Origin of the sequence: Commensalibacter papalotli (ex Botero et al. 2024), assembly GCF_947179115.1 — a bacterium.
GTDB classification, from domain to species: Bacteria; Pseudomonadota; Alphaproteobacteria; order Acetobacterales; family Acetobacteraceae; genus Commensalibacter; species Commensalibacter papalotli.
In genome coordinates this window covers 409,849-422,549 of the sequence record NZ_CAMXCI010000001.1, presented here as the reverse complement: position 1 = coordinate 422,549, position 12,701 = coordinate 409,849, and the positions used below count along the sequence as shown (strand labels likewise).

The 12,701-nt window shown below is 37.3% G+C and carries 10 protein-coding genes and 1 tRNA gene; 6 read left to right on the top strand and 5 right to left on the bottom strand.

Features of this window, described 5'->3' with window-relative positions; genetic code table 11:
* Positions 1-14 precede the first annotated feature (14 nt).
* The 5 genes from QMN76_RS01960 (at position 15) to QMN76_RS01940 (ending at position 6,104) form a co-directional block, all read left to right on the top strand.
* Positions 15-788 (top strand): class I SAM-dependent methyltransferase, encoded by a 774-nt coding sequence (locus QMN76_RS01960; protein ID WP_282022998.1) that lies wholly within the window; start codon positions 15-17, stop codon positions 786-788.
* A gap of 459 nt (positions 789-1,247) precedes the next feature.
* Positions 1,248-2,450: a bifunctional phosphopantothenoylcysteine decarboxylase/phosphopantothenate--cysteine ligase CoaBC gene (coaBC, locus tag QMN76_RS01955; RefSeq protein WP_282022999.1), complete on the top strand. Its 1,203-nt coding sequence runs from the start codon at positions 1,248-1,250 to the stop codon at positions 2,448-2,450.
* An 18-nt stretch (positions 2,451-2,468) separates the two neighbouring features.
* Positions 2,469-2,927, top strand: coding sequence for a dUTP diphosphatase (gene dut / locus QMN76_RS01950; protein WP_282023000.1), 459 nt, complete (start codon positions 2,469-2,471; stop codon positions 2,925-2,927).
* Positions 2,928-3,030: 103 nt separating this feature from the next.
* Complete coding sequence (locus QMN76_RS01945; protein WP_282023001.1) at positions 3,031-4,764, top strand: ABC transporter permease; 1,734 nt, start codon at positions 3,031-3,033, stop codon at positions 4,762-4,764.
* A gap of 14 nt (positions 4,765-4,778) precedes the next feature.
* Positions 4,779-6,104 (top strand): ABC transporter ATP-binding protein, encoded by a 1,326-nt coding sequence (locus QMN76_RS01940; protein WP_034336950.1) that lies wholly within the window; start codon positions 4,779-4,781, stop codon positions 6,102-6,104.
* Positions 6,105-6,108: 4 nt separating this feature from the next.
* Here QMN76_RS01940 and msrA read toward each other — a convergent pair whose 3' ends face one another.
* From msrA to QMN76_RS01920, 4 genes are all read right to left on the bottom strand, one after another.
* Positions 6,109-6,657: a peptide-methionine (S)-S-oxide reductase MsrA gene (msrA, locus tag QMN76_RS01935; protein WP_282023002.1), complete on the bottom strand. Its 549-nt coding sequence runs from the start codon at positions 6,655-6,657 to the stop codon at positions 6,109-6,111.
* Between the two features lie 106 nt (positions 6,658-6,763).
* Complete coding sequence (locus QMN76_RS01930) at positions 6,764-9,439, bottom strand: valine--tRNA ligase (RefSeq protein ID WP_282023003.1); 2,676 nt, start codon at positions 9,437-9,439, stop codon at positions 6,764-6,766.
* Between the two features lie 41 nt (positions 9,440-9,480).
* On the bottom strand, positions 9,481-10,941 hold the full coding sequence (locus QMN76_RS01925; protein ID WP_282023004.1) for a TolC family outer membrane protein: 1,461 nt from the start codon (positions 10,939-10,941) through the stop codon (positions 9,481-9,483).
* Positions 10,942-10,972: 31 nt separating this feature from the next.
* Positions 10,973-11,620, bottom strand: coding sequence for a protein-L-isoaspartate O-methyltransferase family protein (locus QMN76_RS01920; RefSeq protein ID WP_282023005.1), 648 nt, complete (start codon positions 11,618-11,620; stop codon positions 10,973-10,975).
* Positions 11,621-11,758: 138 nt separating this feature from the next.
* Here QMN76_RS01920 and QMN76_RS01915 point away from each other — a divergent pair.
* Positions 11,759-11,833 (top strand) — tRNA-Cys (locus QMN76_RS01915).
* Positions 11,834-11,843: 10 nt separating this feature from the next.
* On the opposite strand, the gene QMN76_RS01910 is transcribed toward QMN76_RS01915, so the two are convergent.
* A complete protein-coding gene (locus tag QMN76_RS01910; protein WP_282023006.1) occupies positions 11,844-12,620 on the bottom strand; it encodes an SDR family NAD(P)-dependent oxidoreductase in 777 nt (258 codons plus the stop codon).
* Between the last annotated feature and the right edge of the window lie 81 nt (positions 12,621-12,701).

Sequence of the window (12,701 nt, the reverse complement as noted above, 5' to 3'; positions counted from 1 at the left end):
TTAAAAATAATCACATGAATAATAATAACAATCATTCTTCTTTTGCAGAAGAAGATCAAGTCACAGATTTTGGGTTTCGTAAAGTTAATCAAACAGAAAAATCTTCGATGGTCAGAGAGGTATTCGACAGTGTTGCCTCTAAATATGATGTGATGAATGATTTAATGTCTTTGGGAATTCATCGTGTTTGGAAGAAAATTTTTATTCAAGAACTAGCTCCCAGACCGAATCTGACTTTGTTAGATCTTGCGGGGGGAACAGGCGATATTACATTTGGTTGGTTAAAAAATGGAGGCGGCCCTGCTTATTTAACCGATGTAAATTATAGTATGTTAAGTGTTGGACAAAGCCGTGCTTTTGATAAAGGTTATGTTAAAAATATTAATCTTTTTTGCGTCGATGGCGAAAAAATCTGTTTGCCTGATCGCTCAGTAGATCGTGTGACTATTTCTTTTGGTTTGCGTAACTGCACGAATAAAGACAATGTTCTTGCTGAAGCACGTCGTGTCTTAAAACCAGGTGGTCGTTTTTTATGTTTAGAGTTTTCTAAGCTTATCATTCCTATGTTACGCCCTTTGTATGATGCATGGTCTTTTCAAGCACTTCCACGGATTGGTCAAATCATTGCCAAGGATGGAGACAGCTATCAATATTTAGCTGAGAGTATTCGCATGTTTCCTAATCAAGAAACATTAAAAGGCATGATGGAAAATGCAGGGTTAGAACGGGTAACTTATCAAAATCTTTCTGGAGGTATTGCTGCAATTCACTCTGGATGGCGTATTTAATCTCAAAATTAATAAAAAGCCTTAATGGCTTCTATCATAATGGAATATAGTTTTTCTAATTTACGTAAAGCAAAGATATTTGATCAAAAAAAAGCCTCAAATATCTTTATGTTTTTTTTAAAGTTAATTGAAACTATAAACTACAAAAAAACATTGAATTGGATGGATTGTTTAAGCTCGTAATTTATCATCGCTATTTGATTATAAGTAATCATCCAAGATATAAAGTAAAACCGTTTTTTAACAGGGAATGTTATTGAAACTAACAAAAATGATCTGCTAGATTATATTTTTAAAGCGGTCAATAAAGATGATTGGATCAATCCTTTATTTATTATTCCCGCTTTCGACAATAATCCAGATTATGTCATAATTACTCAAGAAGATCCTGTTTTTACAGTATTAACCAAAATATAAAACTTTACGATCCTAGTAAGAAATTTAAGAGAGCTTTAGCTGATGAAAAAAAATATTCTTTTGATTATTAGTGGTGGTATTGCTGCTTTCAAAGCCCTTGAGTTTATTCGATTGCTACGCACTCAAGGGATGAATGTAAAATGTATTCTTACTAAGGGCGGAGAACAATTCATAACACCTCTTTCTGTTCAAACCCTCAGTGAACAGGAAGTATATCAAGATTTATTCGCTCTCACTCAAACAAGCGAAATCGAACATATTACCCTTAGCAGGCAAGCTGATATGGTTATTATTTATCCAGCCAGCGCTGATTTAATAGCTAAAATGGCAACGGGGTTGGCTGATGATTTGGCCAGCGCACTGCTGCTGGCAACATTACCGACTACCCCTGTTTTTGTTGCTCCTGCTATGAATGTGCAAATGTGGGAAAATGCAGCAACTCAAGAGAATATACAAAAATTGAAGCAACGAGATATTGTGTTTGTAGGACCAGATCAAGGGGATATGGCTTGTGGAGAGTATGGGTTTGGTCGTTTAATCGCTCCTGAAACAATGATTAATCAAGTTAAGCATTATTTTACTGCGACAAAGCCACTATCTGGAAAAACTGCGTTAGTCACAGCAGGGCCAACCTATGAACCGATTGATCCAGTGCGATTTTTAGGAAATTATTCTTCGGGTCGCCAAGGATATGCCATTGCTGAAGAGTTACATGACGCTGGAGCTCAGGTTACATTAATTTCAGGACCAGTTTCTTTACTTCCCCCACAGAATATTCGTCTTATTTCTGTGCAAACGGCTCAAGAAATGCTGGATGCTTGTTTATCTAATATTCCAGTCGATATAGCCGTAATGACCGCAGCAGTAGCTGACTGGCGTGTTAAAAATATCTCAATTAAAAAAATAAAAAAAACAGGTGATGCACAAACGCCAACTTTTGATTTGATAACAAACCCAGATATTTTAGCAACGATTGCTCAGAAAAATATCAATCGTCCTAAGCTTGTTATTGGTTTTGCCGCGGAAACAAACGATTTGTTAGATAATGCAGATGCGAAAAGAAAACGTAAAAACTGTGATTGGATTGTAGTTAATGATGTAAGCCCTGATACAAAAATCATGGGAGGAGTCGAAAATGAGGTGACAATCTTGTCATCCTCTGATAAGCAACATTTTAAACGCGCTGATAAAAGAGAAATTGGCCGTTTGTTAACTAAAGAAATCATTAAGTTTTTTAATCATTAAAACATAAGGGGTAACGTTATGACATTACCACCCTTCCCTATTATTTTGGTAAAACGATTGGCACATGCCAAAGATTTACCATTACCCTCTTATGCTACTGCGGGTGCTGCGGGTATGGATTTATTAGCAGCTGTTGATGAACCTATCATACTTCTCCCCCAAGCAAGACTACTTATTCCTACTGGTTTGCAAATTGCGTTACCTGTGGGATATGAATTACAAATTCGCCCTCGTTCAGGACTTGCGTTAAAATACGGTATTATGCTTCCAAATTCTCCTGGAACAATTGATGAAGATTATCGTGGTGAGATTAAAGTTATTCTTATCAATACAGATAAAGAATCTTTTATCATTGAACGTGGAATGCGTATTGCCCAAGCTGTATTAACGCCTGTTGTGCGTGGTGTGTGGCAGGAAACCGACAGTTTAGATGACACCGAACGATCGAGTGGTGGTTTTGGCAGTACAGGCCATTAAATTTTAATAAAAAATTCATTAAAATGAGATGCTTAGTATCTTGTTTTAATGCTATATTCTTCATTACCACATTAACAATTATATAAGGATAAAGGCGGGTTCAATGGCAAAAGACAATATCCCCGCCAGCGTTGCTGCTCGGGCAAAACCGAATTTTTTTGATGTTATTACTATCCTGTGTGTTATCGCACTTGGGGTTGCCATTGCATCGGCAACGCGGCATGTACTACAACCTTTAAATATCCCTAGTGCTCAGGCAATTAACCTGGATCCATCATATCTTCCTGGGTATGCAATACGAACAACATTACGAATGTTTGCAGCCCTTTTTGCTTCTTTGGTTTTTACGTTTACTTATGCTGTGGTAGCAGCAAAAAGCCGAAGAGCCGAAATGATTTTGGTTCCTATATTAGATATTTTACAGTCAGTTCCTATTCTAGGGTTTCTAACTTTTACGGTCGTATTTTTTATGGGATTATTCCCAGGGCAAATTATTGGTGTTGAGCTAGCTGCTATTTTTACGATTTTTACAAGTCAAGCCTGGAATATGGCATTCAGCATGTATCAATCTCTAAAAACCATTCCAGAGGATATGAGCGAAGCAGCTAAGTGCTTTGGGTTAACCTCTTGGCAACGATTTTGGAAACTAGAAGTTCCTGCAGCTATGCCAGGGTTAATCTGGAATATGATGATGTCCATGTCTGGTGGTTGGTTTATGATTGTCTATTCAGAAACTATTTCTGTAGGTAACACTGAAATCACCCTTCCTGGTATTGGTTCTTATGTCGGAACGGCAATTGTACATAAAGATCTAGCTGCTATTTTTTATGCTATTGGGGCAATGCTATTTGTTATCTTAGCTTATGATCAATTATTATTCCGTCCTCTTGTAGCGTGGTCTGCTAAGTTTCGCTTTGAAACAACAAATAGCGATACGGATACAACTCCTTGGTTATTACGCCTTATGCATCGTACCAGCTTTATACGTTGGATTTCGGATTATATTGAGGGATTTGCACACAGGATCGCAATCTTACCGATTGGTAAACGCCCATTTAGACAATCATATTTGTCTAAAAATATCATCTCTTCAAAAACGATCGATATTATTTATGTGACGATCTTGTGTTTGCTAGGGATAGCAGCTGCTTATTTTATTTACCAATCCGTCTATGGGCATATCTCGTTTGAAGAAGTGTTGCATGTTATTGGTCTTGGATTTATTACCTTAATTCGCGTAGTGGTTATGATCATTATTGCTACAATTATTTGGGTGCCAGCAGGTATTTGGCTTGGATTGCGCCCTCAGTGGGCTAAAAGAACCCAAGTTGCAGCACAATTCATGGCGGCCTTTCCTGCCAACTTATTTTTTCCCTTTTTTGTTGTAGGTATTGTACATTTTGGTTTGAATAAAGAAATATGGTTAACCCCTTTGATGATATTGGGAACCCAATGGTATATTTTATTTAATGTTGTTGGTGGAGCTTCTACATTTCCAGGAGACCTTAGAGAGGCATCAAAAAGTTTTCATATTAAAGGATGGCTTTGGTGGTCCAAAGTTATGTTACCCGCGATTTTCCCGTATTATATCACGGGGGCATTGACAGCCTGCGGTGGAGCATGGAATGCATCAATTGCGGCCGAAGTTGCCAGCTGGGGAAATGATACTTTAAAAGCAACCGGGCTTGGGGCTTATATTGCCGAGGCGACCGATGCTGGAGATGTTTTCCAAGTGGGTCTGGGTATGGTTGTTATGTCTACGTTTGTTATTTTATTTAATCGTTTAGTTTGGCATCCTCTGTATGATTATGCTCGACGTCGCCTATCCTTTTCGTAAGAGGAAGTTAAAGTATGAATACTCAAGAAACCTTGATCGAGGTAAAAAATTGTAAACAATCTTATCCGAAAGAGAACCACTCAGAATTAGTGGTATTGGATGATGTTAATGTTACACTTAAAAGTGGTGAGATTGTCGGCCTATTGGGACGTTCGGGTTCTGGAAAATCAACCTTACTGCGTATTGTTGCTGGATTATTAGCACCAACCAAAGGTGAAGTTCGTTGGAAAGATCAAATCTTATCTGGCCCTGCCGAAGGAGTTGCAATGGTTTTTCAATCCTTTGCTCTTTTTCCTTGGCTTACAGTGCAAGATAATGTGCAACTTGGATTAGAGGCCAAAGGTGTTAATAAAAAAGAGCGCGAACAATTAGCAGAAGAGGCTATTGATTTGATTGGATTGGGTGGATATGAAAAAGCCTATCCAAAAGAACTATCTGGGGGTATGCGCCAACGTGTTGGGTTAGCCAGAGCCCTTGTTGTGCATCCTGACTTACTTTTGATGGATGAGCCCTTTTCTGCTTTAGACGTATTAACTGCTGAAAATCTACGTACCGACTTAATTGAGTTATGGGTTGAAAAAAAGCTACCTGTAAAGGCTATGCTGATTGTTACCCATAGTATTGAAGAAGCTGTTTTAATGTGTGACCGTTTGTTGATTTTTTCTTCAAACCCAGGAAGTGTTGCACATGAAGTAGAGGTTACTTTCCCTCATCCTCGTAACCGTGAAGATTTTGCGTTTCGTCAATTAGTAGATAAAATCTACACATTAATGACGCATCGTGAACCAGCTAAAATAAGCCCTGATAATTTGGATGTTAAACAAGCAAACAGTAATCAATTTGTAGCAATTCCGCCGATGTCTATGAATTTAATGATCGGAATGGTCGAAGCTTTGTTAGCAGAACCATATAAAGGTCGTGCTGATTTACCTAAACTTGCACAAAGTTTACAAATGGAACTGGATGATTTGTTACCTATTGGAGAAACTTTGCAAATGCTGGGTTTCGCTGACATGGCAGAGGGGGATATTATCCTTACAGAGCTAGGAAAAGAACTGGTTCACTCTGAGATCGAAGAACGAAAAGATATCTTCAGACATAGTCTTGTCAAAAATGTAACTTTGATTCGTGCTATTCGCAGTGTATTGGATGAACGTTCTAATCATCGAGCCAGCGCGGAAAGATTTAGGGACGAATTAAAAGATACAATGTCACCAGAATATGCAAGGCAAACGTTATCCACCATTATTGGATGGGCACGTTATGCCGAGATATTCGATTTTGATGAAGAATCAGATCAATTCTTTTTGGATGAAGATGATAAAACCGTTAAACAATAAATCATTATTTTTTTAAATAATCAGTAAATTCTTTACGAACTTTAAGCACCTTGGGGGCGATTACAGCTTGGCAATAAGCTACCTCAGGGTGCAATTCGAAATAATTTTTATGCTCTATTTCTGCGGGATAAAAATGATCTAATTTTTTTATCTCTGTCACAATGGGTTTGTCCCAAATATCAGCTTTTTCAATCTCGTTCTTGATTAAAATTGCAGCTTTTTCTTGTTCTTTATTAGCAGGAAGAATAACGGAGCGGTATCTTGTGCCTACATCTGCACCTTGTGCATTTAGTGTCGTTGGGTCATGGGTTAAAAAGAAAATACGAAAAATATCTTCAATCATAATCAAACGAGTATCAAATGAAATTTTGACAACTTCTGCATGTCCTGTTAGATCGGTATAAACTTGTTTATAAGTTGGATTTTCAGTATGTCCCCCTGCATAGCCAGGCATAATTTCTTTGATACCTTTGAATTGGCTTAACATTGCTTCGACACACCAAAAACATCCGCCACCAATGACAACAGTTTCGATATATTCTTCATCTTTCATTATAAATTCCCCTAGTTTAAATAATTAATTTCTTATTATTAAAAAAATAGCTGCTGAAAGTTATTTTTCAACAGCTATTTATAATTATTTTATAATTTCATTTCATTTAAAAATGATTTAACGCTAATTCAATACGTTCTTTATCATGTGTCAGCTGTTTTAAACGTTCGCGACTCTCTTCAATAATTTCAGGCCGCGCCTTTTGTATGAAATTTTGATTAGATAATTTAGTGTTTAACTTTGTAAGTTCGTCAACAATTTTATCTAATTCTTTAGCTAAGCGCGCTTTTTCGGCGTCAATATCAATAATACCCGCTAGAGGTAAAATAACAGTCGCTTCATTTATAATAGTTTGCGCAAAATCTTTTGGTAATTCCCCTTGCAGATACTCGATAGAATCTACTCTTGCCATACGTTTGATAGCATCACCCCAAACATTCGCATATTGCAATGTATCTGCATTAGCATCTTTTAAATAGGCTGAAATAAATTTTGCTGGTGGTACATTCATTTCGGCTCTTAAAGTTCTGATCTCTGTAATAAATCGAATCACCCAACCTATCTCTTCAGAAGACTCTTGTGTTTTTACCGTAGAGAACATTTCTGCAATTGGCCATTCAGAAACCATTAATGTTCCTTTGTTGCCAAAATTAAATTCTCCCCATAACGTTTCTGTTATAAATGGAATAACTGGATGTAAAATCTGAAGAAGTGTTTTTAAGACAAGCGCTGCTACAGCTCTTGTTTCTTCGACAATCGTTTGATCTTCATTCTGAAAAGCTGCTTTTGCGAATTCTAGGAACCAGTCACAGAATTTATCCCATGTGAAATGATAACAAACAGAAGCATACTCATCATAACGGAATGATTCCAATGCTGTTGTTGCATCTATAATTGCCTGTGACAGCTCACCTAAAATCCAACGGTTTAAAGATAGTTTAGCATTGTTAACTGAGAAATTAGGATTATATTTAACTTCGTTCATTTCACAGAAACGTGCAGCATTCCATATTTTAGTAATGAATGAACGATATTCTTCGATACGTTTCTTTCCAAGTTTAATATCACGACCTGGCCCTGTTAATGCACAAACCGTAAAGCGCATTGCATCTGCACCAAATTCATCAATAACCTCCAAAGGATCTATTCCGTTTCCTTTGGTTTTGGACATCTTTTGTCCTTTTTCATCACGCACCAGACCATGAAGATAGACCGTTTCAAAAGGAATATCTTGCATGAAATGCGTACCCATCATCATCATTCTGGCAACCCAGAAGAAAATGATATCAAATCCTGTAATTAATACATTACCTGGGTAATATTTTTTTAATTCAGCAGTTTCATTTGGCCAACCCAACGTCGAGAATGGCCATAATGCAGAAGAAAACCAAGTATCTAATACATCTTCATCGCGACGTAAAATTTCTTCTTTACCATAATGCTTGAATGCTTGTTCTTTGGCTTCATTTTCATCATAAGCAACAAAAACATGATTATCTGGGCCATACCATGCTGGGATTTGATGACCCCACCATAATTGACGACTGATACACCAAGGTTGAAGGTCACGCATCCATGCAAAATAAGTATTTTCCCATTGTTTAGGAACAAATTTGATTTTACCAGTCTGTACAGCTTCAATTGCAGGTTTGGCCAAAGTTGGAGCATCACAATACCATTGTGTTGTCAAACGAGGTTCAATAACAGCCCCACCTCTTTCTGCATGAGGCACCTGATTGCGATGAGGTTCTGCTTTCTCAAGCAACTCAAGTCGTTCAAGCTCGGCAATGATTTGCTTTCGTGCTTTATCTCTTGGCAAACCATCCAATGAAAGCACAAACTCTGTTCTTTCATTATCTGATAATTCACTCAGATCTATGGCTGCACTCTCATCTAAAATAGTAATGAGTTTTAGATTATGTCTTCGTCCGACTTCAAAATCATTAAAATCATGTGCAGGCGTGATTTTAACAGCACCAGTCCCTTTTTCAGGATCAGAATATTCATCAGCGATAATGGGAATTAAACGACCAGTTAATGGTAATATGATGTTCTTACCAACAAGATGTTTATATTTTTCGTTTTCAGGATGTACTGCAACAGCAACGTCGCCCAACATTGTTTCAGGACGAGTGGTGGCAATCGTAATTACCGCATCACTATTTTCAATGGGATAGTGAATATACCAAAGATGTCCATTAACTTCTTTATTTTCAACTTCGAGATCAGAAACCGCAGAACGAAAAACTGGATCCCAATTGACCAGGCGATTATCTTGATAAATCAAACCTTCGCGGTATAACGTTACAAAAACTTTTTTAACGGCTTCAGACAAGCCTTCATCCATCGTAAAGCGTTCTCTTTTCCAATCCAGAGAAGCCCCTAACCTGCGTAATTGTTTGGTAATCTCTCCACCAGACTCAGCTTTCCATTCCCAAACATGCTTAATAAATTCATCACGACCAATGGATTTACGATCAATTCCTTTTTCACTAAGTTTACGATCAACAACAAGTTGTGTTGAAATGCCAGCATGATCAGTGCCAGGTTGCCATAATACATCATATCCTTGCATACGCCGCCAACGGATTAAGGTATCTTGCAATGTCATTGTTAATGCATGACCCATATGCAATGTTCCTGTCACATTTGGTGGAGGAATCATAATTGCAAATGGTTTTTTATCTTTTTGTTCAGGGTTAGCTGAGAAAAAACCAGACTCCTCCCAAAGGCGATAAAGATCATTTTCAACAGAGGAAGGAATAAATTTTTTATCTAACATTGGATGATATAATATACTAAATAGAGTGGAAAAATATAATATTAACGACCAGGCTGATCTTGTGCATAGTCATTCATTCCCCACCATCTATTTTTAACTGCATTATAATAAGCAGTATAATCGTAATGAGGAACGTTAAGTTTTAAATCTTGTGCTGTTAACCGTCCCATAGCAGCAGCAACGTCATAAGATGCAGTAACCATGGTTCCAAGATTTTGAATCAGTGTAGTTTGAGAATTTAACAAAGTTTGTTGTTGTTGCAACATTTCCAAAGTTGTGCTGGTTCCAACCACAGCTTGTTTTTCAACACCAGCCAAAGCAACGATATTCGAGGCAATTGCTGAACGGTTGCTGCTGATTGATGCTTTTGCTGATTGAAATTTTTGCCAGTTGCTAGAGGCAAGTTGCATCGCTGTTCTTCTTTGACTGCTAACTTGCCGATGCGCTGCTTGAACTTGTTGTTTAGCCTGACGAATAGCAGAATACTCAGAACCACTTTGATAAATAGGCATTGTCATTTGTACCATGCCCGTTTTGCCATCCGTCATATAACGACCTACGGATTGATCTTTTGACCTTGAATATTGCAAACTAGCATTAACCTTGGGCATAATTTCAGAAATTGCCAGATTGACAGCTGCTTTTTGTGCTGCTTCGGCAAACAAAGCCGAAATAATATCTGGGTTATTAGATGCAGCAATTGAGATTGCTTCTTGTTCTGTTTTTACGGGTAAGATTAAAGGTTGTGGCGGTTTTAAATTAGGAGGTGGTGCAATCCCTACAACTTGTGCATAAGTAGCTTCAGCTTCTCTAAGGCTTCCATCGGCAGTTTGTCTTTTCGCACGTGCATCAGCCAGTGCAGCCTCTGCCTGAGCTGTATCTGTACGAGTAATCTCACCTAAACTGAAACGTTGCTGTGTAGCCCGCACTTGTTCAGCAAGAATTTTTTCGTTGTTAATGTTAATTTGTAAAAGTTGCTGTGCTTGAATAACACCTACATAAGCTTTTACAACTTTTTGAAAGACTTGTTGTTCTGTTGATAGCAATTTGGCACGTTCTGCCATAACTTGACTGGTCGCTTGATGTGTTTTTGCGGTTGTTTTACCACCTTGGTAAATAGGCTGAGTAATTGTAACTTGGGCTTGATATCCTAATTGTCCATTTGAACTTTGTGTAGTTTCCGTAGATGCTTTCTTCCCAGTTACAGGGTCAGTATAATCCGATACAGATAGTGAATCACCTTTGTTGATAGATCCGGCTAATGTTGTCTGAATTGTTGGTCGCCAACCAGCATTTGCTTGGGATACGCCTTCATCTGCTGCTCTTAGATTGGCACGCTCTTGTTGCAACTCTGGGTTCGTTAAATAAGCAGTAGATAATGCTTCTTCTAAGGTATGAGGAACAAAACTGGGAGATCCAGTTCCATCGTAATTTTGAGCCCAAGCTGTAGAGCTTACTAAAAAAGTAAATAAACTTACACCAAAATACCGACACTTTATCATCACAGCAACCTTCTACCAAATACTTCTAATGTTAGTTTTGTAATTCTTGCAATAAAGGTAAACCCGCATAAAAACAAGAGCGTATTGAAATTCCATCTGTGGTTTTTTCAATTTTTACAGCGTGGCTGACTTGTTGCTCTTTTTTCATAATGGTGATTATTCGTCCATTTAGGGCTAGCTGATCAATTAAATCAGAAGGAATATCTGTGATTGCACCATCAATAATAATGATATCAAATGGTTTTTGTGTATTAAAACCTTCTGATAACTTTCCTGTTTGCCATTGAACATTTTTTGCATATTTTTTACAGAATGCTTGCCCTTGAAGGGAAAGTTTTTCATCTTCTTCAATAGCAAAGACTTCAGCTTCTAATAGATCAGCAATTGTTGACATATATCCTGTAGAGGCACCAACAATCAAAACCTTTTCAGATGGACGGATGTCAGCTAATTGCATTAACCTTGCAACTACTCTAGGTTCACTTAAAAAACGATTGTTTGATAGCGGTAAATTAATATCAGCATACGCCATTTCACGTTGAGAAACATCAACACATTCCTCACGAGGGATCGCGCGCATGATTTCAATGATTTGTGTATGGTTAACTTCAGCAGGACGAAGTTGATTTTCAACCATATTCTGTCGTGCTTGAGCAAAATCAAAATGAGAGTGATTCATTGTTTCCTAAAAGATCCGTAATAGTGTGCTGTGTTTAAATACCATGAAATCGTTATGGATGAAAAGTAAAGTTTTTTACATTTTTTTCTTGACCTTTTTGTCATAGTAGATGATACAAGCATTTATTGAGAGTCAAATGGTCCGGTGGCAGAGTGGCTCATGCAGCGGATTGCAAATCCGTTTACGGGGGTTCAATTCCCTCCCGGACCTCCATTTCCCTAAATTAATACTGTTTGACTTTGATCCGAGATAAGATGAAATCTCGGATACAATCAGGGGAAAGTAAATCAATCCATTTTAATAGTTTGAAAATTCTAGGTAAAACAAGCTCTCTTTTACCTTCTGCTATGGCGTTCGTAATTTGAAGGATTGCTTTGTCTATTGGGATTAAAAAGGGTTTATCACATTCTAACCGTTGACTCATTGGTGTATCAATAAAACCAGGTGTAATTAATGTGATTTGAATTTTCCATTTTTTCACAGCAATTCTAAGGGAATCGCTGAATCGTGCCAAACCTGCTTTTGAACTGCTATAAGCTGTGGCAAAAGGTAAAGAGTGAAATCTTGCAACAGAACTAATTAATACGATCTTTCCCTGAATTTGTTTTTGTATCATTTGTTGTGCTATTAAATTAGCCATTAAACTTGGGGTCACATAATTTAACATAGCTAAGTTATAAAGTAATTGTTGTGATTCTATATCATCATTATCTGCTTTGATATCTCCTGATCCAGCACCAAGAATTGCCATATCTATGTTATATTTATTTAATATTTCATGTAATAATTTCGTAGTTTTAATAGGATTCGTAAGGTCACTTTGATAAAGATATACAACTGCCCCTTTATCATGACATTTTTTTGCTGTTTGCTCTAATTTCTCTTTTGAACGTCCCCATAAGAACAGTTTTTTCCCTGGCTCAGCATAAAAATAAGCTAAAGATTGACCGATACCACTTGAGGCACCCGTAATTAAAATAGAGTTTAATGAATTGGGCAAAGAAATTTCCTTAAAATAATATTTTTTTGTATAAAGTTATATCTATAAAGATAAAAAACCTTTATATAAAACTCTGATAAG